Annotated in this window: 31 protein-coding genes and 1 pseudogene; 18 read left to right on the forward strand and 14 right to left on the reverse strand. The window is 59.3% G+C overall.

Translation table 11 applies throughout. From position 1 onward, the window contains the following. Positions 1-195: 195 nt before the first annotated feature. Positions 196-408, reverse strand: coding sequence for a hypothetical protein (locus AC5ZFO_RS19135; RefSeq protein ID WP_282522650.1), 213 nt, complete (start codon positions 406-408; stop codon positions 196-198). 246 nt (positions 409-654) lie between these two features. Here AC5ZFO_RS19135 and AC5ZFO_RS19140 point away from each other — a divergent pair, with 246 nt between their 5' ends. Then, a complete protein-coding gene (locus tag AC5ZFO_RS19140; protein WP_282522651.1) occupies positions 655-1,074 on the forward strand; it encodes a CopG family transcriptional regulator in 420 nt (139 codons plus the stop codon). Positions 1,075-1,466: 392 nt separating this feature from the next. Here the strand turns inward: AC5ZFO_RS19140 and AC5ZFO_RS19145 are convergent, their stop codons facing one another. From AC5ZFO_RS19145 to AC5ZFO_RS19155, 3 genes are all read right to left on the reverse strand, one after another. After that, positions 1,467-1,778, reverse strand: a complete 312-nt coding sequence (locus AC5ZFO_RS19145; RefSeq protein WP_282522652.1) for a hypothetical protein — start codon at positions 1,776-1,778, stop codon at positions 1,467-1,469. Between the two features lie 392 nt (positions 1,779-2,170). After that, complete coding sequence (locus AC5ZFO_RS19150; protein WP_282522653.1) at positions 2,171-2,518, reverse strand: hypothetical protein; 348 nt, start codon at positions 2,516-2,518, stop codon at positions 2,171-2,173. Between the two features lie 72 nt (positions 2,519-2,590). Further along, entirely contained in the window at positions 2,591-2,821 is a 231-nt protein-coding gene (locus tag AC5ZFO_RS19155) for a hypothetical protein (RefSeq protein WP_282522654.1), read from the reverse strand. A gap of 519 nt (positions 2,822-3,340) precedes the next feature. Between AC5ZFO_RS19155 and AC5ZFO_RS19160 the strand changes: the two genes are divergently transcribed. Both AC5ZFO_RS19160 and AC5ZFO_RS19165 read left to right on the forward strand, forming a co-directional pair. After that, complete coding sequence (locus AC5ZFO_RS19160) at positions 3,341-3,595, forward strand: hypothetical protein (protein WP_282522655.1); 255 nt, start codon at positions 3,341-3,343, stop codon at positions 3,593-3,595. Between the two features lie 227 nt (positions 3,596-3,822). Then, positions 3,823-4,044: a hypothetical protein gene (locus AC5ZFO_RS19165; RefSeq protein WP_496122394.1), complete on the forward strand. Its 222-nt coding sequence runs from the start codon at positions 3,823-3,825 to the stop codon at positions 4,042-4,044. 376 nt (positions 4,045-4,420) lie between these two features. Here the strand turns inward: AC5ZFO_RS19165 and AC5ZFO_RS19170 are convergent, their stop codons facing one another. Then, on the reverse strand, positions 4,421-4,774 hold the full coding sequence (locus tag AC5ZFO_RS19170) for a hypothetical protein (protein WP_282522657.1): 354 nt from the start codon (positions 4,772-4,774) through the stop codon (positions 4,421-4,423). 156 nt (positions 4,775-4,930) lie between these two features. On the opposite strand from AC5ZFO_RS19170, the pseudogene AC5ZFO_RS19175 reads away from it, so the two are divergent. From AC5ZFO_RS19175 to AC5ZFO_RS19205, 7 genes and pseudogenes are all read left to right on the forward strand, one after another. Beyond that, positions 4,931-5,171 (forward strand): annotated as a pseudogene (locus AC5ZFO_RS19175) (PilZ domain-containing protein). A gap of 107 nt (positions 5,172-5,278) precedes the next feature. Further along, positions 5,279-5,671 (forward strand): response regulator, encoded by a 393-nt coding sequence (locus AC5ZFO_RS19180; protein ID WP_282522658.1) that lies wholly within the window; start codon positions 5,279-5,281, stop codon positions 5,669-5,671. A gap of 8 nt (positions 5,672-5,679) precedes the next feature. Continuing rightward, on the forward strand, positions 5,680-6,057 hold the full coding sequence (locus AC5ZFO_RS19185; RefSeq protein ID WP_039151950.1) for a response regulator: 378 nt from the start codon (positions 5,680-5,682) through the stop codon (positions 6,055-6,057). 247 nt (positions 6,058-6,304) lie between these two features. Beyond that, the gene (locus AC5ZFO_RS19190; protein WP_282522659.1) at positions 6,305-6,481 is read left to right on the forward strand and encodes a hypothetical protein; all 177 of its coding nucleotides are present in this window, start codon (positions 6,305-6,307) and stop codon (positions 6,479-6,481) included. 423 nt (positions 6,482-6,904) lie between these two features. After that, positions 6,905-7,294 (forward strand): NUDIX hydrolase, encoded by a 390-nt coding sequence (locus AC5ZFO_RS19195; protein ID WP_282522831.1) that lies wholly within the window; start codon positions 6,905-6,907, stop codon positions 7,292-7,294. A 277-nt stretch (positions 7,295-7,571) separates the two neighbouring features. Continuing rightward, the gene (locus tag AC5ZFO_RS19200) at positions 7,572-7,790 is read left to right on the forward strand and encodes a DUF6894 family protein (protein ID WP_039151946.1); all 219 of its coding nucleotides are present in this window, start codon (positions 7,572-7,574) and stop codon (positions 7,788-7,790) included. Between the two features lie 174 nt (positions 7,791-7,964). Further along, on the forward strand, positions 7,965-8,237 hold the full coding sequence (locus AC5ZFO_RS19205; protein ID WP_282522661.1) for a hypothetical protein: 273 nt from the start codon (positions 7,965-7,967) through the stop codon (positions 8,235-8,237). A 149-nt stretch (positions 8,238-8,386) separates the two neighbouring features. On the opposite strand, the gene AC5ZFO_RS19210 is transcribed toward AC5ZFO_RS19205, so the two are convergent. From AC5ZFO_RS19210 to AC5ZFO_RS19230, 5 genes are all read right to left on the reverse strand, one after another. Next, positions 8,387-8,584, reverse strand: coding sequence for a hypothetical protein (locus AC5ZFO_RS19210; RefSeq protein WP_496122395.1), 198 nt, complete (start codon positions 8,582-8,584; stop codon positions 8,387-8,389). A gap of 284 nt (positions 8,585-8,868) precedes the next feature. Continuing rightward, a complete protein-coding gene (locus AC5ZFO_RS19215; protein WP_496122396.1) occupies positions 8,869-9,033 on the reverse strand; it encodes a hypothetical protein in 165 nt (54 codons plus the stop codon). Between the two features lie 1,133 nt (positions 9,034-10,166). After that, positions 10,167-12,422 carry a response regulator transcription factor gene (locus tag AC5ZFO_RS19220; protein ID WP_282522664.1) on the reverse strand — a complete coding sequence of 752 codons (2,256 nt, stop codon included), beginning with the start codon at positions 12,420-12,422 and terminating at the stop codon, positions 10,167-10,169. 281 nt (positions 12,423-12,703) lie between these two features. Further along, a complete protein-coding gene (locus tag AC5ZFO_RS19225; protein ID WP_282522665.1) occupies positions 12,704-14,110 on the reverse strand; it encodes a TAXI family TRAP transporter solute-binding subunit in 1,407 nt (468 codons plus the stop codon). A gap of 68 nt (positions 14,111-14,178) precedes the next feature. After that, complete coding sequence (locus AC5ZFO_RS19230; protein ID WP_282522666.1) at positions 14,179-14,802, reverse strand: response regulator transcription factor; 624 nt, start codon at positions 14,800-14,802, stop codon at positions 14,179-14,181. A 716-nt stretch (positions 14,803-15,518) separates the two neighbouring features. On the opposite strand from AC5ZFO_RS19230, the gene AC5ZFO_RS19235 reads away from it, so the two are divergent. Beyond that, positions 15,519-15,863: a DUF1236 domain-containing protein gene (locus tag AC5ZFO_RS19235; protein WP_282522668.1), complete on the forward strand. Its 345-nt coding sequence runs from the start codon at positions 15,519-15,521 to the stop codon at positions 15,861-15,863. A gap of 91 nt (positions 15,864-15,954) precedes the next feature. Next, complete coding sequence (locus tag AC5ZFO_RS19240; protein ID WP_496122397.1) at positions 15,955-16,368, forward strand: hypothetical protein; 414 nt, start codon at positions 15,955-15,957, stop codon at positions 16,366-16,368. 80 nt (positions 16,369-16,448) lie between these two features. Here the strand turns inward: AC5ZFO_RS19240 and AC5ZFO_RS19245 are convergent, their stop codons facing one another. Next, positions 16,449-16,727, reverse strand: a complete 279-nt coding sequence (locus AC5ZFO_RS19245; RefSeq protein ID WP_282522670.1) for a hypothetical protein — start codon at positions 16,725-16,727, stop codon at positions 16,449-16,451. A 364-nt stretch (positions 16,728-17,091) separates the two neighbouring features. Between AC5ZFO_RS19245 and AC5ZFO_RS19250 the strand changes: the two genes are divergently transcribed. Both AC5ZFO_RS19250 and AC5ZFO_RS19255 read left to right on the forward strand, forming a co-directional pair. Then, entirely contained in the window at positions 17,092-17,316 is a 225-nt protein-coding gene (locus AC5ZFO_RS19250; protein ID WP_282522671.1) for a hypothetical protein, read from the forward strand. A 218-nt stretch (positions 17,317-17,534) separates the two neighbouring features. Then, positions 17,535-17,804: a hypothetical protein gene (locus AC5ZFO_RS19255; RefSeq protein ID WP_282522672.1), complete on the forward strand. Its 270-nt coding sequence runs from the start codon at positions 17,535-17,537 to the stop codon at positions 17,802-17,804. Positions 17,805-18,255: 451 nt separating this feature from the next. Here the strand turns inward: AC5ZFO_RS19255 and AC5ZFO_RS19260 are convergent, their stop codons facing one another. Next, positions 18,256-18,474 carry a hypothetical protein gene (locus AC5ZFO_RS19260; RefSeq protein ID WP_282522673.1) on the reverse strand — a complete coding sequence of 73 codons (219 nt, stop codon included), beginning with the start codon at positions 18,472-18,474 and terminating at the stop codon, positions 18,256-18,258. Between the two features lie 54 nt (positions 18,475-18,528). After that, positions 18,529-19,602 carry an AraC family transcriptional regulator gene (locus AC5ZFO_RS19265; protein WP_282522674.1) on the reverse strand — a complete coding sequence of 358 codons (1,074 nt, stop codon included), beginning with the start codon at positions 19,600-19,602 and terminating at the stop codon, positions 18,529-18,531. A 307-nt stretch (positions 19,603-19,909) separates the two neighbouring features. On the opposite strand from AC5ZFO_RS19265, the gene AC5ZFO_RS19270 reads away from it, so the two are divergent. The 4 genes from AC5ZFO_RS19270 to AC5ZFO_RS19285 all read left to right on the forward strand — a co-directional run bounded on the left by AC5ZFO_RS19270 (position 19,910) and on the right by AC5ZFO_RS19285 (position 22,973). Continuing rightward, positions 19,910-20,299: a VOC family protein gene (locus tag AC5ZFO_RS19270; protein ID WP_282522675.1), complete on the forward strand. Its 390-nt coding sequence runs from the start codon at positions 19,910-19,912 to the stop codon at positions 20,297-20,299. Positions 20,300-20,374: 75 nt separating this feature from the next. Then, positions 20,375-21,517 (forward strand): beta-keto acid cleavage family enzyme, encoded by a 1,143-nt coding sequence (locus AC5ZFO_RS19275; RefSeq protein WP_496122398.1) that lies wholly within the window; start codon positions 20,375-20,377, stop codon positions 21,515-21,517. Positions 21,518-21,601: 84 nt separating this feature from the next. After that, entirely contained in the window at positions 21,602-22,387 is a 786-nt protein-coding gene (locus AC5ZFO_RS19280; protein ID WP_496122399.1) for a carboxymuconolactone decarboxylase family protein, read from the forward strand. Between the two features lie 52 nt (positions 22,388-22,439). After that, complete coding sequence (locus AC5ZFO_RS19285; protein WP_282522677.1) at positions 22,440-22,973, forward strand: hypothetical protein; 534 nt, start codon at positions 22,440-22,442, stop codon at positions 22,971-22,973. 167 nt (positions 22,974-23,140) lie between these two features. Here the strand turns inward: AC5ZFO_RS19285 and AC5ZFO_RS19290 are convergent, their stop codons facing one another. Continuing rightward, the gene (locus AC5ZFO_RS19290) at positions 23,141-24,097 is read right to left on the reverse strand and encodes a hypothetical protein (RefSeq protein ID WP_282522678.1); all 957 of its coding nucleotides are present in this window, start codon (positions 24,095-24,097) and stop codon (positions 23,141-23,143) included. Positions 24,098-24,111: the final 14 nt, after the last annotated feature.

Here is a 24,111-nt window from a genome sequence, read left to right on the forward strand (position 1 = left end):
TGCCGCCATAAAGCTTTGGAGGGACGCTTTCGGCCAAGGGGGCGAGCTGGGCGATGCGCATCGGCGCCTAATCCCCCGACGCGCATCGCAGCGCCAGCACGACGGTCGCCGAAATGAGAGACCAGATGGCCAGCAAGGTCCAACTGGGTCTTGTGCTTCCGCGAGCCATCCGCGCGACGAACATCTGCATGCGCGTCAGCATTCGTCCGGGGGAAGCCGGTGCAGATAGGCAAGGCCGAAGCCTGTCAGTTCTTCGGAACCGCTTTCTCGCTCTTCTCCTCTTCGTTGTTGTAGGTGACGCTCGAGCAGGCAGCGGCGGCTGTCTGATCCATCAACGCCGGGACGCGTCGCCCTGAAGATCGACCACGCCGCGTCTGCGGCCCTTTTGACCGTAACCTCGTCCACCATTCTCACGCTCCGGCGACTCGGATCCAATCACTGGCAACTCAACTTGCTCCGTAAAGTTTCCAGTTTTTCCCGAACGTACAGGCTCCCTTTGGGCGGGGCATCCGCGCGCTGCTACGGCAGGGCTCGTTCAAGATCTCAAGCGGAAGTAGGTTCGTCGGCCTCCCATGCCGGGGCCGCGCCCCTCTTGTCAGGATGGCGTACCAGCCATATCCCATCCATACAGATGGTGCAAGGATGGCGAGACGAATGCCCTCGAATGTTCAAGAACTGAGGCCGAAGCCTCCGGAAATTGAAAAGATCACCATCAATCTCGGCTTCGTCGACCTGGGCCACGTCGATCTGATGGTGAAGGAGGGGTTCTATTCGAACCGCACGGATTTCATCCGGACGGCGATCCGCAATCAGCTCGAGCGTCACGCCGACGTAGTCAAGCAATCTACCGCCCGTAAAGGCTTGGATCTCGGCCTCCGGAATTACACGCGCGCGGATCTCGAAGCGGCGCGGCGAGCCGGCGAGTTGCTGCACATCAATGTGCTTGGCCTTGCCAGCATCGCGCTGGACGTCACGGCCGAACTCGCCCGCGCCACCATCGGCTCGGTTTCCGTGCTCGGAGCCCTCCATGCCACTCCCGCGGTCAAGGCCGCTCTCGCCGACAGAACAAGGTGAACACGATGTTGAATCACGACACGCTGCGCGAAGCGACGCGTTTGACGCGAGCGGGGCAACTGACCGAAGCCACGGCGCTGCTGCAGCGCATGTTCAAAGGCGACCATGCGCCCGCTGCGGCATCGCCCGTCCCGCAGCTCGTGGTCTTCCAGGCGGCGTTCCGCCCAGCATCGACCTCAAGTCTGCCCGCGTCGGCAGGGCCGACCTCCAAGCTCCGGCTACCACGGCACGTCGGCACCCGCCGCTGTTCGATCGGGCCAAGGACGGCACCTGGCTTGGCCTGCGGGGCGCCAAGCACGCGCCTGCTTCGATCACCGACATCGTGCCGGAAGGGACGAAGTTCATCGACGGCACCTACAGCAACGAGGCCGGAAGCCGGATCTACAAGCTGTTCATCCCCAGCGGCTACCAACGAGGTCAGGCGGCGACCGAAGGTCAGCCGAGAGCGTGGCGGTGCGGACGACACCCTCCTTCCAGCCGACGCCCGCAATCAACAGTAGGTCGGACGAGTCTGGACGATATTGAAGAACCTTTACGTGGTGGATTTCCACGGCTCGGGCAATTTGGAGCACAGCTTGGTCCAAAAAACGCTCGACATCGGCGTCTTCCATCGAAAGACGACCAATATCGACCAAAATGCGGATGTGGCGCCGGAGTTTATCCAGGGCGTGGCCTTTAGTCGCTTCGGTCGAGCGGTCTTCCATTAGCCTCTAACTTCTTGCCTGCCGGATGGTGCCTAAGCGCCTTAATTCCGTCGAGCATGCCACCAAGGGGGCGGCTTCCGCTTTGACCCTCTAAGCTGACGTTAGGAGTACACGCCGCTCAGATCGAGCCTCTCACCGCAGATCCGGTCGCGAATGATCCAAGCCCGTTGGGCGCCGGTGACCCGATGCGGGTGTCGCTACGCCACCGTTGGCTGGGGCCGCGATCCTGGGGCCGGCCAGCAGAAGACCGCTCAGGGAAAAAAGGCGGCCTCGCACGATTTCGCTCGACGTCGGCCGTCTCCGATTCGAGGCTGCCAGGGCCGGCTCGATGAAGCCGGGGAAGGGCGCCTTGACGCCCAGCGCTTCCGGCGTTTTTCGCTGGAAGGCCATCGCTACACCAGGCGAAGACTGAATTGCTGCAGGTCTTGTGGTGAGTAGCGATCCACAAACTCCCGCAGGTAGGACGGCACGTCGCTCAGTTGCAGATTGCAACGACGCTGGATCTCTCGGGCGATGTCCTCGGAAACATCTTCCGACCACCGCTCAGCTGGGTTGAAGGCGACAACCCGGATCGGCTTGCGATATTCTCCGGCAAGCAGATCCTGGATGACGATTTCTACCGCCCTCTCCAAGTCTGCTTCGCACCAGTCGCTGCCATTGCGACCGAAGTTGTCTGGAACCAGGTAGACAGTCTCGCCGCCGTTCGGGGCGATCGACAGAAGCCATCGGAAATGAGGCATAAGCAACTCACGCAACGGAACCGGGATTCAATTTGAACAAGCAAAGAAGAGCTAGGCGGCTCTTCACGTGCGCTAAGATCTGGACGTTCGCTTAATCCTGATCTCTACAAAGCCTTTCAGAATACTGCGAGCCGACAGTGAGTTGCCGGGAGGAATCACCCGAACCCACCCTTCTTCAGGATTTGCCGCAGTGTATTCGATCTGCTCCGCATCGTTCAAGAAAACGCGGATCTCGAATCCGTCAAACATGATTGCAATAATTGCGATAGCCTTGTTCGTCGCAACTTCTTGCAACCGGTCCATGAAACTGCGGCTTTCCGATCAAGAGCTACCCGTCTTCATTACCAACGCGTGCCACGACAGCAATGCTGCGACAGATGGAGCCGTTCCTAACTTCGGGTCCGGCCGGCACCACTTTCGCCGCGCAGGCAAAATTCGAACACGGTACGCATACGCCGCAGATAGGGTGTGAAGCCGGTAGAAGAAGGGGCCGCCTTTGTGGGGCGCCCTGTCCAAAGTCTATCGACGCCGGTCAAAAAATAGGTTCGAGGAAAGCCAGCCCGGGAATGAAACTACTAAGGATACAAAACACCGCGCCCGGTTGGGGGAATGAAAGCAGCGTTTTGTTTAAGGAATTTTTCGTCGCTGCAGTTCCGCGAAACCCGCAGCCGCGCATGGGCAGCACCAAGTTTAATCCAGCACGCTATACATTTGTTAGAGCCTGCGATGAATCCCGGGGCGGAGGTGTGTACCGGTGCCCAGCGTTGAGTCGGCGCATCGGTAGCGGTCCCGGCGTCCCTCCTCAGCCAGCCCCGGAGGCGCTTGGCGCCGCTCACATCCGTATGGGCGCCTCAGTGCCGCCAGCCGTCCTTGTCGAAGGCGCCAACTGAGGCGGCCTTACTCGTCGATCTCGCGGAGCTTGTCTTCCAGTTCCCGAACGAGCGTCTGGATACGCTCATGGGTCTCTGGGTCGTGGGCAAAACGTTTGGCTATTTGCCGATAGCGGAGTATCCGCATTTCCAGCTCAACGCGTTCGTTCTTGGACTGCACGGCACCAATTCCATCACCTTTCTTTAAGTATGCCGGAACAGCCGTTTAGTTTCGATTGTGGCCACCGCCCGTCTCCCGAAAGCTAAGCCGTCGCGCTTGGACGAGGCGCTCAGGATATTGAGGAGTACTTCCGAGAAATCATCAGAAGTTGCGCCGAAGATTGATTTAAGGCCGCCTCGTTGGCGCCGCCGCCCGTCAGTCATCGACCTTCGCCCGTGTATGTTTACAACCCATGAAGGGAAAGGGCGTTCCTCATGGCAGACCGCTTTGTCGTTCGGTACGAGCATCCCAAGAACGGCCGATTCATAGTGCTGGACACTTCAACAGATCAGCCTGCAGTCACGCCGGACGATACGCCTTTAACTGGACTCTCTCATTCAACGGCAGAGGTTGTGGCCGAAAAGTTGAACAAGGGCGAAGCTCCGCCCGCCCTCAATCGTAAAACAGGCAGCAGACTGCGCCTGCACATGGCTTGAAAGAATCGAAAGTTGAGAGCTGCCTGGTCCCCCTGCTTGGGCCCCAGCATCGGGCCGGGGGGCTTGATGATGCTGGGGCCTCCGGACAGGCTAAGCCTCGTGGGACAGAGGCAGTCACCGCACACACAAGCCATCCGCCTACAGAGCGGTTCCAGTGTGGCCGAAACTCCCCGCGCCTGTGTCCTGATCGCAGCAGTCCTTACAGATTCGAAGCCTTAGCCCAGTCTCCGTGCGAAACTGGAGCATATTTCGCGTTTCGGAGGGGAAGACCGATGCGCTTGTATTGCCTATGTCGGAATTGGCGTGTGTGTCGCTACCGCAACTTGGCTCGCGCTTTACCTTCAGGTGTTGGCGTACCCTTAGAAGCAGGGCCCCCTCAGGCAACGCGAAGCGGCAATGACAGCTGGAGATCGAAGGCCATCGTCGAATTAAGGGCGATGAAGGCTTGCAGCTTGGTCGAAACCTCGGCATCCGTATTGAGGGCACGCTGAACCACGACGTCGGCAACCTCGGAAGTTGCGTCTCTGGACCGGCCCTCAATGGCGTTGAATGCGACGATCCGGACCGGATAGGCATAGTCGCCGGAAGGGACGAGGTGGACCACGGTCTCAAGGTCGGTGTCAGCCTCGTCAGTCTCGCGCCAGGCGCAACCGGCGCGCGCGCCGAAGTCTTCGAGCACCAGATAGATGTCGCGGTCGAGGGGGTCACCCGATGCTTGCTTGAACGACAAAGAGCAGCCTGACTATTTTGCCAAGTTTTCCCGAATTAGTTACGTCCTCTTAGTGGTTGGGGATACAAGGCGGGATAGGTTCGGGTTTGCCAAATGCCGACAGAAAAAGAGCAAGAAGGCCGCTGAGTCTCCTTCGAGCATCCGTTGCCCGCGCAGATGATGGCTCGACGGCACTTGGCGTCGCGCCTGCATGCTTAGGGATGTTTCAGACGTCGGAGCCAGACTTCAAGTTGAGACCTCGATTGAGGGATAGACCCTCAACGAGTTCTTTCTTCTGCTTTCCTCCACCGGACTGGCCTACCGCCGTTGTCAGCTCGACCGGGTCAACGGCGAAGAACTGGAGGTCAACTTCCTCCGTCAAAAAGCTAAGGCCAAGAGATCCTCTGACAGGGACTGAACCATCGTCTCTGGAGTTTGCCGAATTTTCCCAGTAGCTCGGGAACTTTCTCCTTGTGTGCACTTTGTAACGTCCAGTGCTCATGCGCCAGGGGAGACTTTGCCGAAATGCTACCTATAGTCCTGGTGATTGAAGACGACGATACGATCCAGGGCATCGTCGAAGATGCTTTGAGCGAGGGAGGCTTTGAGGCCGCCATCGCCACGACCGGCGAGGAAGCGGTGACGCTGCTCAAGGGGCGGCTTGTCGCCTACCGCGCTCTTGTCACGGACATCAATCTCTTGGGAAGGTTTAGCGGCTGGGAGGTCGCGCGGGCGGCACGCGATGTCGATCCCAATTTTCCCGTAGTCTACATGTCGGGCGTAGCAGCCCACGAATGGCCGGCACAAGGTGTTCCCAACAGCATAATGCTCCAGAAACCCTTTGCGCCGGTGCAGCTTACGACTGCGATCTCTCAGCTCCTTAATGGGCTCTCGGTGGCCGGTTCGAGCAGAGATTGAGGCAAGTCATGACGCAAGCATCGATACTCCTTGTCGAAGATGAAGCGCTCATTCGAATGATGCTTGTCGCGATGGTTGAGGAATTGGGGCACAGAGTCATCGCCGAGGCGGGAAGCGTAGATGAAGCGCGACCTCTTGCAGAACGCGAGAGCTATGATCTCGCGATCCTCGACATCAATTTGCAAGGCATCAACGTGCAGCCAGTTGCCGAGGTAGTGAGGGGCCGGGGGCTGCCCTTCTTTTTTTTGAGCGGGTACGGAAGTGCAGGTCTGCCCGACGGATTTGAAAAAATGCCCGTCCTCGTCAAACCCTGTACGCCGGATGCGCTCAAGCACACAATCGATGCTGTCCTACCGAACGGAGACAGACCTCGGGGAGCAGCGTAAATTTGGGGGGCCTAAGGGACGGCCGCCCAAGTCGTTCAGGGCACGAGGTCTGGCATATACTCATGCAGAGCTTCGTTCTGAACTGTCACAAGGCACCTCAGTGTCGCCAGCCGTCCTTGTCGACTTCCACGCGAAAGCCCTCTGGCATGCGCGGCACTTCACCCTCGCCAGTCACGTTGCAGGCCGGGCAGGGCGCGCCAGCCCCACCACAGGTGTAGGCACGCGGGCCGTCCCAAGGGAGGAATCAATGAGCGTCTTTGTTTACGTGAACACCGCGAAACAGATCGGTGACGTCGAGCACCTCAAGATCTTTGCGACCGAAGACGCTGCCAAGGATTGGCTTGACGAGAACGACCCCGAGGGGGTGGCCTTCGAGTACGAGGTGTTTGGGTCCGCCACCGGCAACCGAGAGGCCGCCGACTGAGGCGGCCTTACTCGTCGATCTCGCGAAGCTTGTTTTTCCAGTTTCCGAACTAGGTCTTTGATGCGCTCGGCCCTCTCTGGATCGTGAGCAAAGGGCCGGGCCATTTGCCGACAGCGGGTATCCGCATTTCCAGCTCAACGCGCTCGTTCTTGGATTGCTCGGCACCCACCAATCCCACCACCTTTCCTTAAGTGTGCTGGAACAGCCGTTTAGTCCGATTTAGGGCTGCCGACCGGGCGGTACTGGGCAGTTCGGTTGTGGCGCCGCGGGCTCCGCCTGCGGCGGGCGTGGCGCAGACGTCCGGCCGGACTTCAACTGCAACGCCGTGGGGCCGACCGGCGGCATGGGGTATCGGTAGGCACCGTTTGGAATAAAGGACCACCCAGCTATAATCGCTGACGATTCTTCATGGCATCAGTTGAAATGGCAAAGGCATCTAAGCTCGTTGCAGCCAAACGTGGCAAAGTTCTTTTGGTGAGGCGCCGGTCGGACGGCCTGTGGATGTTCCCGGGCGGCCGTAAGCGTTCGCGCGAGTCCGAGAAGGACTGCCTGCGGCGGGAGATCAAGGAAGAGCTGCCGAAGCTGAAGCTCGGCGGGATCAGCCTGTGGAAGGAAGTGAAGGCCAGGAATAAGCGCTCCGGTCGCAAGATGAGCGACGCGATCTTCATCGCGAGAAACGCCAAAGGGAAACTAGCAATCGGCGACAAGAAGGAAATCGACCGCGCCGTGTGGCAAAAGCCCCGTGGGGTGCCGCTGACGCCAACATCACGCTTTATTCGCGACCGGCTATTTCCTAGAAAATCGAAACGGTGAATTACTGGCCGAGGCTGGGCTGCCTTTCGAGGAGCAGATAGAGGCAGACGGCCGCATTCAATACGACGTTCTGGAGTAGGCCGTACCGGCGGGCTTCTTTTTGCGCACTCTGCACAACATTTGTGCTCCACGATCGGCGCGCTAGGGCGTTCATAGTTTGTGCGGGTCCTTGGTGCGACACCTCGTTCGCGCGAGCCTCGCGCCATCCATCCGCGAGCCCGCGCTCCCTAACGGTGGGCGGGGGCTTTGCTTTGGCATCCGTTGGACATCATGTTCCATGCCGCTGTTTTCGTTCAAGCTCATCAATTCCCACTTTGTCTCGGATTTTGGAGTGCATGACCTGCCGAGCGAAACGGACGCACAGATAGAGGCAATCAGACTTGCTCGGTCACTGCGCGAAACTCGCCCGGAGCTGGTCGGCCGTCGTTATTCGATCTTCGTCAGTGACGATGATGGCAGAGGCGTGTGCACCATTCCCCTGGATGTTATCTTGTGACGGGGCTGATCGGGCCCGCCAGCGTGAATCGGCGGGCCCGGTCTTTAGCGCCTTGGCAGGCAGCTTCCACCTGAATTTGTAGGGCAGATTTTTTTCTAACCTAAGTTAGTTTTTTCTATGCCCAGTGTCGACTAACCCCAATTTTTCTGCGCGTAGAGCAAAGGGGGCGGCCGGGTGGTTCAACAACTGGGACTGGAGGATTGGGCCTGGCAAATCGCGGCCGACGTGTATCGCTTGAATCTGTATAGCCGACTCACCGGACGAGCGGACCCGGGGGGCGCCGTATCGGACGAACAGCTTGCCAGAGCAATCCGCGAAAGCTTTACTCAAACGAACGACGCTGCTTATCGAGAAATGGTTGAGTTGGCGACCGATGCCGCTATATCGGCCTTCGATCGCGTCGTCTCACGCAATGTCAAACAGGCGCGCGCTCAAGTAGCGAACTAGCGGCTCGTCGGCGGACGATGGCTAGCCTGCAACGCAAGAGAAACCCGCCGACCTTGTGAGCCGGCGGGCTTATCTCTACCGCCTCAGCCACCGGCGGCACGTCATCATCCGCTGCCCGTCGCGCGTCCTGTGCTATCGGCCATCGAAGATTAGGACAGTTTATGCCGCCGGACTTCTCCCGGTTTCATGTTCAATGACGCTGCCTGCTCGGCCGATAACTCACGTTCTATCAAACTAACGGTCCAGCCCTCGGGAATGGCGTCGAGCACTTCTTCGACAGCCCTGTCGCGATCGGTCGCCGCAAGCCAAATCTGACGTTCGCCGCTGTCGGTGATGACACGTAGCAAATGAACCTCTTTCATCCTCTAATAAACACAAAAATCGGCTTTTGTTTCTACGCCCCCGTACAGGGGAATTAAACCGCTACCCTCGCCCGTTGAATGAAGAGGTCGACAGGCATCAAGCGTGAACAGCTTTGATAGGCCGTCGACCTTCTTGCGCATCTGCTGACCACTTTTTCCATGCCAGGGTAGGACCACACTTTGGCGTGGGCCTTGCGCTCCCCCTTTTCAATCCGGCGCATGATCATCGGGACACCAAGCTTGGGCAGATGGCTCAAGGCGTCCTCTGCTTACGCATAAAACTTGACGGTCTCGCCATCGAAAGCCTCCCAGAGCGGGACGCTGATCTCCGCACGCCGATCCCGGACGTCGCGAGCGAATTCCGGAGTCTCCGGCATTGCGAAACGCAAGTAGAGGCCGACGCCGACGGCAACGATGCTGAGAAGATACAGCATGCGCCAGCCCCCGCTTAAAAGTGCCTGCTGCGGCATGGTGCTGGTCACAAGACTGAAGACGCCGAGAGAGAGCGCAATGCGATGAAGACACCGGACGCCGCGAACGTACCATAGAATCCACGGCGGCTGGGTTTTTGCTCTGCGAGCAGAAGCGCTGCGCCACCGGATTCCGCTCCGGCTCCCAACCCCTGGATTAGTCGCAACGCGACCAGCGCGATCGGTACCCAGATCCCCACCTGATCAAACGTTGGCAGTAGGCCTATGAGGCTCGACGACACTCCCGTGAACCGCTAGCGTTGCTGCAAGTATCGACTTTCGCCCGATCCGGTCGAAGACAATTCCGCCAATCGGTCTTGATAGGAAACCGACTGCGAAGGTCGCGAACGAAGCAAGCGAACCAGTGACGGGCGACAGTGTCGGAAAGAACAACGGTGCAAATACCAGTGCCGGGTAAAGCCGTAGAGACTGAAATCATAACATTCCAGGGCAGATCCAATCAGGGCTGTGACGATCAGGCGGGCAAATCGGCGGGCTTTTGTCTGCATGCCTCTGGGGCGTCGGCATGCTTGCCTTCCGATTTGGCGGGCGGCTTCTGCCTAACTTGGCACTCCCCCATCAGATATGGAGAGAGCATCGGTCGACACCCGATGCTTCATGCGCTTGGGCATCCACTAGAAGGATTGGAGGCAATCTGAAAACATTCGGCTCGGTCGCGAGCTGGACTTTTGGCGTAGCTGCTTCTGTTTACAGCGGCGGACTGTTTTGCGGCGCAACACCCTTGCCGGGCCGCTCGATAGCTGCCGCGCCGCCGGGTGAGCGCGCTGGGGCTCGAACCCAGGACCCCGTGATTGTAACTACGGCGATGTGTGCGACCCTATCAGGGAGTTCATGCGCCGAGTTTTTTCACCATATCAGGTCCATTGCTGACACATGTCGAGGTGAGCTGCTGCCGATGGTCGAGCGGGCGCACCTTCGGTCGAGATGACGTGTCTCGCTTTCGTTTTAAGGCTCGAACGTGCGCCGGAACAAGCCGGCGATCCGAAACGTTTGCCCATTTTCCTATTGATCACCGCAATCATCCCGAAACGACGGCCTACCCTCCAGCCGCGGCCGACGATTCGATCAGTATATTGCTACACAATCAAATCGTGAGCCGCATGGAGACTGGCGTGCCCCGAGTGATCGTGCTGCGCAGCTGAAAGATTAATCGCGTCAGTATCCTGAACGGGCACCGGCCCCTCGTGTGGGACGACATGCTGACCATCTCCAAGTGCTTTTTCGCTTCCATGGCCCAGCTGCTGTAAATCAAGAATTTCTGAAGAAGCATTTGTGGCGCCATTCTTGAAATGAAAGGAATCGCCAAGTTCGGTGCCAACCGTTGATTTGGCTTGACCGGCGTCGTTGGAAGAAGGCCGTTCCTTCCCTTCAGACTTAACCTTCAATGCCGAATGTGCGTCGGTGGCAGGGTTTTCGGACGCCGTTGGCAAATCGTGCTTCGGGTTGCCGATATTCAAAGCATCCGCCTGTGGATACTGGCCGTGTTGCTTGCCGGCCGCGGAGCCTTCTTGCGAAGTCAACAAGCCGTGCGCCTTCCCGTTATTCGAATCTTCTCCCGGAGCCTCATGCTTGGCATGCCCCTTGGCGGCTCCGGAGCCGTTGTCGGAATCATCCAGGCCCTTCTGCGATTGACCGTGATTTAAACCGTTTCCCGAGGCCTCATACTTGGCGTGCCCTTTGGCGGCTCCGGTACCGTTTTCGGACGCATGTAGGACCTTCTGCGATTGGCCGTGATTTAATTCGTCTCCCGAGACCTCATGCTTGGCGTGCCCCTTGGCGGCTCCGGTGCCATTGTCGGAGTCATGCAGGGCCTTCTGCAATTGACCATGATTTAATTCGCCTCCCGAGGCCTCATGCTTGGCGTGCCCCTTGGCGGCTCGGGTGCCGTTGTCGAAATCATGCAGGGCCTTGTGCGATTGGCCATGATTTAATTCGTCTCCCGAGGCCTCATGCTCCTTGGCGGCTTCCGAGCTGTTGTCGGAAGCCCGCAAATCCAGTTGCGATCGACCCTGATTGGACCCGTTGTCCCGGCCTGCCTGCGTGGGGTCACGCTGCGGGGCTTCGTTCGCGGCCGCCGCAGCAACGTTAACGGTCCCGGAACCTTGGGAAATAGTGTTCCCTCGGTTGCTGCCGCCCTCCGGGCGGGCATCGCCGACATAAAGCTCGCTGCCGTCTTTGGCTATCGTATCGCCTTGGATGAACTTGAATGCGAACGCCTCATCGTACATGGCCGTGCCGTCGAAATTTGCGAAGCCGGGAAGTGCGGCTGCCAGTCCGTTGGCATCGTTTGCGGCAGATGAAGTGAAGCTATCAGCCGGGCCATCGCCGAAATCGAAGGCTTGCGCGGCGTGGGCGGCACCATCGAGTTCGTAAATCAAGGCTGCGAAAGCTGCAATCATGAAGATGCTGAAGCTGCTCGAACCCGGCTTCGGCGCGTTGAGCGCTGCCTGCGCAAATGAACTCGCGGCAATCTCGACTCCGGGATCGACGAGCCTGCCGGTCGGCGTCGACGTGCCAGCCGCCGCGCCGGCGCGGTCCTTGCTCGCGGCCTTGGCCGGGCTGCCACCCGTTGCTTTTTCCTTGCGGCTGATTTTGATCGTGACGACCTCCGCGGAGCCGTTTGCGGTCATGACCGTGAAACTTTCGGTCGCGGCGTGAGCGGCTGAATCGTCCAGCGCTGCGAGGATCGCAGCTGCCAGGATACTCATCGCGCCATAACGGCGCGACAGGGCGAGCGCGGCGAGCTCCGTTCGGCTGGCGATTCCGAGCTTCTGTCGCGCGTGGTCGATGTGAATCCTAACGATGTCCAGAGAGACACCGAGCACCCGGGCAATCTCACTGTCAGACAAGCCTTCGGCGACGAGATCCATGACCGTTCGCTCGTTGACGGTCAGAACCGCCAGGACGTTATTGCCGAACGAGGCGATTCCATTGGCTTCGTTACCGATCCTCGCTAGGTCGGACCCCGATTTTTCCAGCCTCAAAGACTGCACCACCGCTTCCGGTTTGGCGTTCATTGGAATCGCGCCGCAAGCACCGGTCGCCATTGCCCTGGCAAGATCGCCGCCGGCGACAGTAGCAGTGAAGAACACCAACCGGGATAAGAGGCCTTCGTCGTCCACGACGGCGAGGATGTCGGAGGCGGTTACATCGGTGAACCCGTCCTCCAGCAACACCACATCGGGTGTCAATCTGCGAATGGCCGCAACGCAACTGGCTCCATCGAGACAGCACGCAACCACTTCGAAATCGGGCTGCACTTCGAATAGCGATACAAAACCCTGCAGAACAATGGGACGTCGATCTGCTATCACAAGTCGAACGCGACGCATGGGCTTCCTTCGCTCGGCCTCGCTACAGATGACAAGCGGCGACTCAACTCTGCTCGGCTGATTGGGTTCCTAATTTTCATAATGGAGTTCGTGCGGCGCTTTTTGACGATAGGTTTAATCAGCCCCTCCGTATAGCTCCATATGGTTCGCCCTCACTCGCCGTTCGTCACCGTCGCACCGTTCCAAGTTCGCCCAGGCTTGCTGTAGCTAGGATGTGATTGCTGGTGATCCCGCTCAGGTAAATACTTTCAAAAAACTGCTGTCGATCTTGCAGGGTGCGCCTACCTGCGCGAGGCAAGGGTTGGACCCGGAGTTTTTGCCTGATCGGGCGGGTCGCTCTGCAGCGTCGCTCGCCGTTCGGCGACGGCGTGATCGAACAGTTCAAGAACCAGTCCGAAAGCGGCTAAGTCATCTTGTTCGATCGCTCCATCATCGTAGCACTTCAGTGTTTCGCCGATAATTGCGTCGACTTCCTGTTGCGATGTCAGAAGGTCCTGTTCCGAGCCGACATTGCGAAGCTCCGAAACCACGGCGAGAATCCGGTTGCGATGGCTGGTGGTGTCGTCCCGGTCGTCTCGGTTCAGATAGCGACGCAGCCAGGCGGCGGCCGAGCCGATCCCGGAAAGAAAAAGCAAGGCGAACCAGAAGTAGTCGCTGTACTTGTCCAGAAAGGTTCGCTCGGTCCCGTTGATGACCGCCGCGGCGCCCCGGTGCACTGAGGGAACCGCCTCCTTTTCTGTCTCGGGTTTCGTGATGTGTGCGGCGCCGGCGACACGTTGCGTGATCGTGTCGCGTACCGCAAAGAGCTGCCGGTAGAAGGCCGCCGCCTTGGCTTCTGACAGCTCTTTTCGGGCCAGGATGAGATGGTTGACGCTGATGGTGTCGACTTTGTCCTCGGGCCACGCCGGTTTTGCGTTGAAGACACTGCCCGGAATTTCTTCGGCTTCGTAGCGGGCGTTCTTCAGAGCGATCGCCTCGGATGTGTCGACCGGAAGAAAGTCCGGAGCCCCGCGCGATCGCGAAGTCGCGGCGATCGCGGCGGCAGTGATCTTGCTGTCGAGCGGACTGACGGCGAGATAGGCATCGAGGGTGGCGTCTTGCGCAAGTTTTTCGATATCTTCGGTCCCGAATTGGACCGTCGCGACTTTATCCGGCTCGACTCCGGAGCCCACCAGAATCGTCCGCAGGAGTGCGAGGTTGGCTCCGGTCCGTCCTATAATGCCGACTTTGCGACCCGCCAGATCGGCGATTTCTCCGATCCTGCCGGTGGCCTTCTTCTTGGTGTCTTTGCCCGGTCGCCCGGAGGGCGACCAAAGGACGACGTAGTTCTTCCGCAGGACGGCCAGTGTCTGCGCGTCGGCAGGCATGCCAAGGTCGCCGCGACCGATTGCCAGGTCGGCCTTGCCGGCGCCTAGCAGGGCCAGGGATTCGGCCGCTCCTTCCGTCGTGATCGGGGAGAGCTTGACCATCCTGCTTTCCTCTTCGAAAGCCTCGGCCATCGCTTGGACCACCTGATGATCGTCGCTGCCTGCGGGTCCGACGGCGATCCGGAGGGTCTCGGGCTGCAAGACGTAGAACAGGGTGGCCGCAGCGGCGCCGAAAACAACAAATCCCAACGCCAGCACGATCAATAGCCTTCGTTGGCGTCGATCGTGAACATTCCTGACTGGGTAATCGGACGGCGACATCAGCAGAACCTACGTGAACAAGACGCCTACTTTGGGCTACAAGTGCGCTCACACCGGTCGACGTCTCTTCACCGGTGCAAATCGATCTCGACTGCGATCCGGACGAGGTCGGAGTGATTTCTGGCGCCGAGCTTGGTCTTCAGCGTGGAGGTCGTGTTGGCGACAGTTTTATAGGAGATGCCGAGTTCGGACGCGACTTCTGAGATGCGGTCGCCGCGACCCAAAAGCCTCAGGATCTCAAGCTCGCGTGCGCTCATCTGCGTCAAGGGACTGCCCTTGATCGCGGCGCCCGCGAAGGTCGTCGCTTCAGCCAGACGCGGCGAGACGAAGCGCTCCCCTGCTGCAACCTTCCGGATGGCTTTGACCAGGAGCCGCGGATCATCGCTTTTCGAGACATACCCCTGAATGCCCATGTCGACCGCGCGCACCACGAACGCCGGATCCTCACTCACGCTGAGCATCACGATCTTGGCGGCAGGATCATCCTTGCGGATCCGCCGCGTCAACTCGAAGCCGGTAAGGTCGGGAAGCCTCACGTCCACCACCGTGACGTCGGGATGCTTCTGCAGGAACGCTCGGTGGCCCTCCTTTGCATTGGAAGCCTCCAGGATCTCAACGGAGGGATCCGACGTGAACAAGGACCGGCAGCCCGTCACGACAACGGGATGGTCGTCGACGATCAGTATCCTCATCCCGTTCTGGCCCTCATTACCCGTCCTCGCTTCCTCCAGTTGTGAAGAACGACGCGAGCGCTGGAATGGTTCAATATCCGAGCGTGAGGTCGGGCGATCCGACCGAGGCAGCACGAAGTGCAGCAGGCGTTGGCGGGACCTAAACGGGAGCGGAACCGGCGGTTCATACACCATTCAAGTCTCGGGGCCTAACGAGACCCTGCCACCGGGGACAACTGTGAGGTGGACCATGTCGGGTTCGGGAACTGACTTCGATCCCATTGGAATCGTGATTGATTGGTTGGATGCATGCCGCGAGCGCCGTTTGGAGGACTTGCTGCCGCTCTATGCAGATCAGGCTACGCTTGATTGCTGCAGCGGAGAACGGTTCGTCGGACGGCCTGGTTTGCTTTGCTATTGGCCGGCTAAATTACGCGGCGCAATCGAGCCCGCATTCGAACTGAACGAAATCCATCCGGAGCAGGAATGCGTTCGGCTTTTCTACCGAGATTACGACGGCAGCGCTGTAAGTACGAAATTTTGGTTCGACGCAGGGGGCCGTATCACCAGAACGATTTGCATACCTCTGCTCGGTGCGGGATCGAGGGCGGCCTAGCGATAGGGGATAAACCCAACACACAGATCGGGAAAAAGTGGTAATATTCCATCCTTGCTCAGGAACTTCAGCGCCGTGGTGATGTTTTCGCTGCGTCGCATCTAGCGGCAAGGAGAACATGATGAAAAAATTACTGCTGATGTCTGCGGCCGCTGCGCTGCTCTCGACCGCTGCGATGGCCCAGTCTACGGTTGTAACAACCACCGGCACCGGCCATACCGCCGCCGTGCAAATCGAGCCGGAATACCGCACCAAGATCCGCTCCTATGTGACGGAGCACAAAATTCGGCCCATCGAGAGCCGTGAGAAGATCGTCGTCGGCTCGCCGGTGCCGCGCGAAGTCGAGCTTGAGGCGGTTCCCACCGATTGGGGCCCTTCGCTGACCAGGTACCGGTATGTCTACTCGGGCGAACGCGTGATGCTGGTCGATCCATCGACGCGCACGGTCGTGCAGGAAATCGACTAGATCCTTCGAGGCGGGTCGCTGAAAGAAGCGGCCCGCCTCACGTCAATCCGGCCCGCCGATAATCTGATTCCTTCTTTGCGAGCGGCCGTCCATGCCAATCATTCGATATTTCGTATTCGTCGGCGGGCTGCTGCTGGCGCTGCTCTTCGCTGCGGACCGGTACCTGCCAGCGCCCGTCGAGCGTACGGCTGCGGCCGATCCCGACAGGACCATCATCCGGATCAACTCGGCGAGAAGCCTTCCGGAGAAGATCGTCTTCGACACGCGTCCGCGTGACGATGTGCCGAAGATTGCGCACGCCGACCAGATCGCCGAACCCCAGCAGCAAGTCCGCGAAGCCATGGCCGCTATGCCTGCAGCACCTCCCGCCCAGATCAAGAAAGAACCGCCTATCCGCGTCTACGCGGTCACGCATCCGAAGCGGTCGGCAGGACTGTCCAAAAGGGCGCCCGAACGAAGGCTTGCCTTTGATCGGCAAGACCCATTTTCCGGCGGCTGGAGGTGAGCGGGGTTTTCGCGCGTAAGGCAAAGGGAAAGGCCGCGCCTTTGGGAGCGCGGCCTTTGTTGCGTTTGGATCGACCGGTTTCACCAATGGGGGTGATGCCAGCAGTGCCGCACGGCCGGATAAGATCCGCGGTAGTAGGCATAGGAGGGGCGGACAACACGGCGATAGCGATGGCCGTAGGAGCCCGGCCCCGTGTAGTACGTGGTAGTGTAGCCGCCGCCCCAGCGGTACGGCTCATCGTATCCGTGGTCGTAGGCGTAGGGGCCGCCATAATAGCCCGCTCCATAGTAGTAGCCATAGCCGGGCCCCCAGCCGTAAGCCGAGGAGGCAAGCCCGCCGATCACGGCCCCTGCGACCAAGCCGCCCGCGATGCCGGGTCCCCAGCCGCCCAGCCTGAATGCGCGGCTGGCTATGGAATCGGAGGTCGGACACGACCGTCGCGCAGATCCAGGCCTAGCTTGACCAGGCCAAATGGGAGCTCGAGCAAACAACGATCCGTGCCGTCGGCGACGGCGTTGTTACGATCATGGCCCTGGCGGTTGGAGACCGCGCCATGCCGGCGCGATCGGTAATGTCGTTCGTCGTCACGGACGATATCCTCATCACGGGCATGTTCCCCCCAAACGGATTCAAGACCATCAAGCCCGGCGCCCGCGTCGAGCTCGTGTTCGACGACGTCCCGGCCGCATCCACGAAGCGACGGTCGGGGCCATCCCGCAGGGCGTGGGGCAGGGCCAGATCGCGGTCTCGGGTACGCTGGCGCGCGTCGGCTCGATCGGCGGCGCCAAGGTCTATCCGGCTGTCATTTCCGTACCGAAAACCATCGACCGCAGTCAGCTCAAGCTCGGCATGCCCGGCACCGCCACCGTGTTCGCGGACAACGCCGGCGTCATCGGCTTGCTCATGTCGATCCTGGTGTGGATCGGCTCGTACACGGCATATTTATAGACGCCTCCCTTTCACTGCCGGCTCCAATCGGAAGTCAATCCAGGTGTCCCCGGAGAAAAAATGAGTCTTCGATCTACAGGCGCTACTGCGGGCATCGTCTCGGTCACTCTTCTCGCCCTCTTGTCCTCGGGCGCCCGCGGCTACGCTCAGCAATCGACAGGCCAATTGTTGATATCATCGGGGTAACCCATCGCCGCCACCACGCCGGAGATGTTGAATTGGCTGATGTCGTTTCCACCCAATCAGTTCCAACTGCGGCAAAGGGACGGGCGTCCTACTATGTCTACGCGGATCCCTCCGGATGCACCTGTGCGTATGTCGGCAGCGTGGCCGCCATGAATAAATATCGCGCCAGTTATGGCGCATTGCCGCCAGATACGCTCTTAGCAGGTGGCTTTACGGATCCCGAGCAGAACCTGATCAACAGCATGGACAACGACGAGGCGTCGGCCCAATTCAACAACGACGTGTTCGGTCCGGACTTTTGAATACCCCTATGGTTGACCGGTGAAGCTGGTTACGCTCCAATTGCATGCCAGTGCACAGAAAGAGCGCCTTTCGGCCGGGATAAGTCGAGGGGTGAGACTGGCAAGTCTTTGATTGTTCTCAACCCGTGGCTGTCTCTTAATCAGCGGATCGCAGGTTCGAGCCCTGGTGCGCCCACCAAAGGAAAATCATTATTTTCCAAGACCTTCGTGGAGGGGGTGCCGAGATCAGGCAGTGCAATCACTATGATCGTGCGACGAATGCCCACTTTCGGTCGGATAAGCCCAGTGGTGCGACCAGTAAGTCATTGCTTGTTCTCAACCCGGGCTGACTCTTAATCAGCGGCTCCATCGGAAGTCTGTGCGACCAACTCCAATCGGCACGCGCGGCCCCGTCACTTTCGGAAGGTCCGCCCTGCGAGAGGCGCTTCTTTATTTGGAAAGAGCTGCCAAGCTATTGATATTTTTGAAGTGCGTTTTGGCCCATTTTTCCAAATGCGCTTTGAAATCGTTGCATAATCAAGCGGGTTTTGATTCCGCCATTCGGAGGTTCGATCCCTCCCGCCCCAGCCAGCTGATATTGCTTGCTAAATTGCCTTTTTGATTGCTTGATTTGGAAACGGTGCGCTGCGCTGCCCGTTGAAGAGAGATCGATATTTCGTTCGTCGCCCATCTCTCATGCTCGCTCTGGACTTGCGCTTGTCGTGGCTGGCCGGGTTGGAGCCGATCAGTTGGCCCGCCATTCACTCGGCGCTGCGCCTGACCAGCGCTGAAACGCATGCGTGAAGCTGCTGGGATCGGCGTAGCCGAGCGCGAGAGCGATATTGGTGACATCCATCCTTGTGCCTGCGAGCAATTGCCGAGCAACTTCGAAGCGTGCTTCGTTGACCAATTGGCGGAAGCTCTTGCCCTCTGCTTGCAGTCGTCGGTTCAGAGTCCGGGGTTGCATGGACATCTCGCTCGCGACCGCTTCCAGCGAGATATCAGGAAAAATCACGCGAGCACGAAGCATGCGGGTCACCGTGTGCGTCACGGTTGGTTGCTCGACGGCCCAATAGGCGGCAACCGCCTTTTCCAATATCTGGCGCAGTTCGCGATCTGCGCCGCGAACAGGACGGCTGAGCAAACTTGTAGGGAAAGCCAATGCGTACTGTTCTGCATCGAACCGCGGTGTAAAGCCGAAGAACCGGCAATAGGGAGCCGTATTGCCGGGGGCTCGACGAGAAAGCAGGATCTCGTCGGGCACCAGGTCCACCAGTTCTCTCGCCATGTTAAATGCCACCGCCATCGCGCCGTCGCTGATTTGCTCGATTGCTTTCAGGCCCGGATGATGGACGGCGTATCCCCAGAAAGCGATGTCATTCTGGATCACCAGATAAGCAACAGCACCGTGCACATAGCGTCGCTGGTTGGTGCATAGATCCAAGATCGCATCCTTGAACGTTGGGGCAGTCCGCATCAATCGTCCTACCAATCCAAGACTGGCGGTCGATGACCGTTGCCCAACGAGAAGTCCGAAATGCTCACATCCTGTCGCAGCAACGCAAGCCTGTACAAGGCGGTCGAGTTCGGCGAACGAGAGTGAATTTTCAGGACTCCGCAGCACGTCAGGATTGATACCGGCACCGACGATCACCGTCGCCGGATCCTGCCCCATGTCCCGCAAGACCTGGGGGAGTTCGACCAAAACTCCGATACGTTGCTGCCCTTCCATCATTGCAACTCGTTGGGAGCCCAGCCCATAGAGAACAGCATCTTCAGCGATAGGAAGTCTTGCCAAATCTGTGTCGTAAAATAGCAAGCAGCCACTTTTGATTTAGATCAAATGGGTGGGGGCGGCGTCGCCCCAGGCTTTGGATTTTCACAATCCAATTGTGCAGCACGGCAGGGGTGCGGCAATGGGTATTGCAAGTGTAAATTTGAGAGCAGCAGCAGGATTGCGCGCGATCGTGCGTTGGCTCCACCTCCGCGCTTCGCTTTGCTGCTGATCACGACTCTCCTCGGGTCTACTGCCGAAGCGCTCGACCAAATATCGCTGCAGCTCAGTTCATGAGTTGCGCACTAGCGACCGCTTGAGATGCGCCGCCAGAAATTGAGGGATTGGATTTATGACCAGCCTCTTGACCCATTTTGAAATCTACGGCGATGACCCCGCAAAACTCGCGCAGTTCTACGCCGGCCTGTTCGGTTGGCAGATCGAAAAGGCGCCGGGCGTCGATTATTGGCGGATTCAAACCGAACCGAAGAGCGGCAACGGTTTCGACGGAGGCTTGACGTATCGCCCCGTGGACGGTCCCGGCTCCTGGCGGAATTACGTAACTGTCGCTTCAGTAGACGCCGCACTCGCCCAGGCGGAATGCATGGGCGCGAGCATTGTACGCCCGAAAACAGCGGTCCCCAGAACCGGTTGGTACGCAGTTCTTGCGGACCCGCAGGGAAATTCCTTCGCCATTTGGCAGGCTGACACCACTGCATTTCCACCGCCGGAACCGGACTAACGCGGCAACCGGATCGTCCGGAGCAATACGGGAGTGTTCGCCGCAACGGGAGTCACATCAACCACGGAGATAAGCATGTACCACACCGATGATTCGATTTTGCCCGAGAACATGGCGCCCCTGATCATCACCGCGGCCCCGTACGGGCCGGAGTGGATACCCGGCGATGCCGATATCCCGGTGACGTGGGATGAACAGGTTCAGGCCGCGGTGGACTGCTATAACGCCGGAGCCACGATGCTCCACGTGCATGTGCGCGATCCCGCCACGGGTCACGGATCAGTGGATTTCGAGCAGTTCAACTACTTCATCGGACGGCTGAAGAAGGCCGTGCCGAAGATGATCCTGCAGGTCGGCGGCTCGATCTCGTTTTCACCCAAGTCGGCCGACGCGAAGGCGAAGTGGCTCGACTATGATACGCGGCATATGCTCACGGAGCTCGATCCGAAGCCGGAATGCGTCACTGTGGCGACCGGAACGACCCAGTGGGACATCATGTCCTGGATGTCGGCCGACGACATCAAGGGGACGCATCTCGAGAACAATCCGAAGGTTCAAGCGGCATGGGCAGGCATGTGGGTTGATGCGGGCCCGGCCTTTTACCTCGAGCACCTGAAGCGGCTGAGAAAGAATCGGATTCAGCCCTACTTCGTCCCGGCTCATGTTCATCAGCTCGAGCTCATCGAGCGGCTGATCCGCGCCGGCGTGTACATGGGTCCCATGAACCTCGCCATTGCCGGTTATGGTGGCGGCACGCTGGGCCGCAATCCCTACCACTGGATGGAATTCCTTCGCCAGGTTCCGCAGGGTGCGAGTGCGACCTTCTGGACCAGCATGCGCGGGCTGATCCCGATCTCCGCCATGGCGATCGTGCTCGGGCAGCACGTGCGTGTCGGCAACGAGGACAATCTGTGGGGCCCGGACAAGGAACGCCGGACCACGGTGCAGCAGATCGAAGGTGCCGTGCGCATCTGCAAGGAGTTCGGTCGCAAGGTCGCGACCGCCGAGGAAGCGCGCCAGATCATGAAGATCGGCGTCTGGTATGACAGCGTCGAGGAGACGCTGCACAATCTTGGCCTGCCGCCGACCCGTAAGGACGGCCAGACTGGCTTCCTGGTATGGGAGACTGACGGCAAGAAGGCGGTCGCAAAGACCGGTGGCGACTCTCACCCCATGGCCTACTGCATGGTGCCGCCGGCGCAGGTGGCGGCGGAGTAGAAGCCGGCGCCGGGCCCTGCGTTTCATCGATGCGGGGCCCGGCAGCATTGGCGAGACTGCGCAGTTCTCATTCGAGGTGCCCAGATGACGCGAAATCAGCGTGCCGAACAGACGACCGCAATCGGTTCGTCGCATCAGTCGGGTCCATGGGATGCAGCAGTTGTGAGTAAGCTCCTCGAATGGGACCCTACCTGGACTCGGGCGTGCGTGAAGATGACCACCAATCCCTGCGCTCGGGAGGTCCTGCCTGGCAAGCTCATTGAGTTGGTCAGTGTCGCCCTCAATGCCGCCTGCACGAACCTCAACCCGGAGGGCACGCGCCGTCACATTCGCGCCGCGCTCGAAGCGGGCGCGACGCGGGATGAAGTTCTCACGGTCCTCAAGATGGCGTCCGCGATGTCGATTCACTCATGCAGCCTGGGTGCACCCATCCTGCTCGAAGAAGCCAAGGCAGCGGGCGTGAGCCCATCGAAGAAACAGGCGCCCACGACGCTGGCCTGCGACAAGATGAAAACAGTAGGACAGTGGAATGCCGCATGGGATCCATTTTACGAGCTCGATCCTGTCTGGACCGATGAATTCATGGCGACCGGAGTCGGAATCTACGGCAACGGCGTGTTCTCTCCCAAGGAGATCGAGCTTCTGAGCATCGCTTTCGATGCGTCCTACACGCACATGTACGCACCGGGCACGCGCCGGCACATCAAAGGCGCCCTCAAAGCAGGCGCGGTAGTGGAAGAGATCATGGAGGTGCTGAAGCTCTGCGTCGTTCAGGGCGTTCAGGCCTGCAATCTCGGAATTCCGATTCTCGCGGAGGAGTTAGAGCGATCGGAGCCAGCAGACACAGATATGTCGGTTGGAAGGAAATGATCTTTGCTGGAGTAAATGGGCCGAGAGGCATTGGGTGTCGGGAGGTCGGACGATGGTCGGCGATCAACTCAACCAATTCAAAGAGAAAGGCCTCAGAGAGCTGAGGAGACTCTTCTGGATATTTGCATATCTCTGGGTCCTGCTCGGCCTATTCGCTCTTCACAAATCGATCATTCTGAACCTGCCCGACCCGTTCTATCATCAGGGGTTCGCAGTCATAAATGCTCTGGTGCTGGCAAAGGTCATCTATTTCGCCGAAGCCTTCAACGTCGCAGACAATCTCAAGAGCAGACCTTTAGTCTACCCGATCACATACAGGTCTGCCGTATTTTCTCTGATGCTGATTTTGTTCCACCTCATTGAGGAGGTCCTCGCAGGAGCGTGGCATGGAAAGCCGGTCGCTGAAAGCCTCGCTGCTTCCGGCGCTGGAAGTGCAAAGGAAATTCTTGTCTTCGGCCTGATCATGTTCGTCGCGTTGATGCCGTTCTTCGCATTGAGAGAAATAGCCAGAGATATCGGCGACGGTAGATTGTTCGAACAGTTCTTTGTGCGAAGAAGCACATATGCTCCGTTGCAATCCCAATAGGCGAAGCATTCGGCCATTCGGAGGTTCGATCCCTCCCGCCCCGGCCAGGTGATATTGCTCGTCAAATCGCCTTCTCCGTTGCTTTATTTGGAAATGGCGCAGTCCGCTGCTGTTAAAGAGAGATCGGGCAGCGACAGCGGCACGGTGAGGCCGTTGGCGATTGACGGTCAACCCGGTGTTCGCTGCTTGCTGCTGTTCGATGATGGGCCGGCTGAGGCTTGCCGTTCCTTCGCTTCGTAATATTCAGCCGAGAACTTGATGGACCATCGCGCGAAGAACGAACGCAATTCCTGAGTGGGCTTCTCGACGCCGAGATGCTCTGCGACATGCGCCTCGCGCAACCACCGCACCGCCGACGTGAGGCCGGCAATGCGCTCGAGCCTCTCAACCGCCGCGGTCCCGGCGATCTCTGCCTGCCGATAGCGAAGGCCGACCTTTCTGATCAGATGCGCGCGCTTGATGATGTCGTAACCCCTGAAGATGAGCCGAACGAGCGGGTGCTTTCTGGCCTGCGGCCAAGCTGCCGGATAGACCGGTAGCACCAGAAGCTTGCTCTTCGCGATGACCGTAGCGAGCGGATGCAGGAGTTGCATCCAGGCTGGCCAGGACGTGACCTTGGCAAACAATACCGCATGCATCGCCGTTGCCGCCGCGAAAGAGATCGGCAGCCAAAGCACCGCGCACAGGATCACGAGCAATGCGGCGTTCGGCGTGAGATGTCGGCATGTTCTGAACACCCATGCCATGCCGCCCTCAAAGGCATCATGCACCGCTTGCTCGAACGCCCGATAGCTGATCTTCCGCCGCAACCACAACCAGTTTCGGCGAATCGATCTGACCCACTGTCGACGCTTCGCCGCGGATAGGGGAAGCAAGCGCACCGCGCCATGGATGACAGTCATGATGACATCGCCGACAACCCTGGCCGCGAACAGCGGAAGCCAGACGATCTGCATTGCAAAAGGGAAGGCGTAGTCAAGCATCCGCATCAAGATCGAAAGAACGAAACGCAGGATCTTGTTCGTGGCGAGCGCGACAACAACAAGCGGGATGATGATCACGTCGTCGAGCGCACCGCGGAAGCGGCTTTCCTCGGTCCATGCCGGGTGACGACCATCGGTCACGGTGCACCGTCCGG

Source organism: Bradyrhizobium sp. Unk1, from assembly GCF_059512345.1.

What these genes read in the sequence shown, in the direction of transcription:
- AC5ZFO_RS19135 (WP_282522650.1), bottom strand. Translation starts at nt 408, where the DNA reads ATGGTGGACGAGGTTACGGTCAAAAGGGCCGCAGACGCGGCGTGGTCG.
- AC5ZFO_RS19140 (WP_282522651.1), top strand. Translation starts at nt 655, where the DNA reads ATGCCCTCGAATGTTCAAGAACTGAGGCCGAAGCCTCCGGAAATTGAA.
- AC5ZFO_RS19145 (WP_282522652.1), bottom strand. Translation starts at nt 1,778, where the DNA reads ATGGAAGACCGCTCGACCGAAGCGACTAAAGGCCACGCCCTGGATAAA.
- AC5ZFO_RS19150 (WP_282522653.1), bottom strand. Translation starts at nt 2,518, where the DNA reads ATGCCTCATTTCCGATGGCTTCTGTCGATCGCCCCGAACGGCGGCGAG.
- AC5ZFO_RS19155 (WP_282522654.1), bottom strand. Translation starts at nt 2,821, where the DNA reads ATGGACCGGTTGCAAGAAGTTGCGACGAACAAGGCTATCGCAATTATT.
- AC5ZFO_RS19165 (WP_496122394.1), top strand. Translation starts at nt 3,823, where the DNA reads ATGGCAGACCGCTTTGTCGTTCGGTACGAGCATCCCAAGAACGGCCGA.
- AC5ZFO_RS19180 (WP_282522658.1), top strand. Translation starts at nt 5,279, where the DNA reads ATGCTACCTATAGTCCTGGTGATTGAAGACGACGATACGATCCAGGGC.
- AC5ZFO_RS19185 (WP_039151950.1), top strand. Translation starts at nt 5,680, where the DNA reads ATGACGCAAGCATCGATACTCCTTGTCGAAGATGAAGCGCTCATTCGA.
- AC5ZFO_RS19190 (WP_282522659.1), top strand. Translation starts at nt 6,305, where the DNA reads ATGAGCGTCTTTGTTTACGTGAACACCGCGAAACAGATCGGTGACGTC.
- AC5ZFO_RS19195 (WP_282522831.1), top strand. Translation starts at nt 6,905, where the DNA reads ATGGCAAAGGCATCTAAGCTCGTTGCAGCCAAACGTGGCAAAGTTCTT.
- AC5ZFO_RS19200 (WP_039151946.1), top strand. Translation starts at nt 7,572, where the DNA reads ATGCCGCTGTTTTCGTTCAAGCTCATCAATTCCCACTTTGTCTCGGAT.
- AC5ZFO_RS19215 (WP_496122396.1), bottom strand. Translation starts at nt 9,033, where the DNA reads ATGCTGTATCTTCTCAGCATCGTTGCCGTCGGCGTCGGCCTCTACTTG.
- AC5ZFO_RS19220 (WP_282522664.1), bottom strand. Translation starts at nt 12,422, where the DNA reads ATGCGTCGCGTTCGACTTGTGATAGCAGATCGACGTCCCATTGTTCTG.
- AC5ZFO_RS19225 (WP_282522665.1), bottom strand. Translation starts at nt 14,110, where the DNA reads ATGTCGCCGTCCGATTACCCAGTCAGGAATGTTCACGATCGACGCCAA.
- AC5ZFO_RS19230 (WP_282522666.1), bottom strand. Translation starts at nt 14,802, where the DNA reads ATGAGGATACTGATCGTCGACGACCATCCCGTTGTCGTGACGGGCTGC.
- AC5ZFO_RS19235 (WP_282522668.1), top strand. Translation starts at nt 15,519, where the DNA reads ATGAAAAAATTACTGCTGATGTCTGCGGCCGCTGCGCTGCTCTCGACC.
- AC5ZFO_RS19240 (WP_496122397.1), top strand. Translation starts at nt 15,955, where the DNA reads ATGCCAATCATTCGATATTTCGTATTCGTCGGCGGGCTGCTGCTGGCG.
- AC5ZFO_RS19260 (WP_282522673.1), bottom strand. Translation starts at nt 18,474, where the DNA reads ATGGGCGACGAACGAAATATCGATCTCTCTTCAACGGGCAGCGCAGCG.
- AC5ZFO_RS19270 (WP_282522675.1), top strand. Translation starts at nt 19,910, where the DNA reads ATGACCAGCCTCTTGACCCATTTTGAAATCTACGGCGATGACCCCGCA.
- AC5ZFO_RS19275 (WP_496122398.1), top strand. Translation starts at nt 20,375, where the DNA reads ATGTACCACACCGATGATTCGATTTTGCCCGAGAACATGGCGCCCCTG.
- AC5ZFO_RS19280 (WP_496122399.1), top strand. Translation starts at nt 21,602, where the DNA reads ATGACGCGAAATCAGCGTGCCGAACAGACGACCGCAATCGGTTCGTCG.
- AC5ZFO_RS19285 (WP_282522677.1), top strand. Translation starts at nt 22,440, where the DNA reads ATGGTCGGCGATCAACTCAACCAATTCAAAGAGAAAGGCCTCAGAGAG.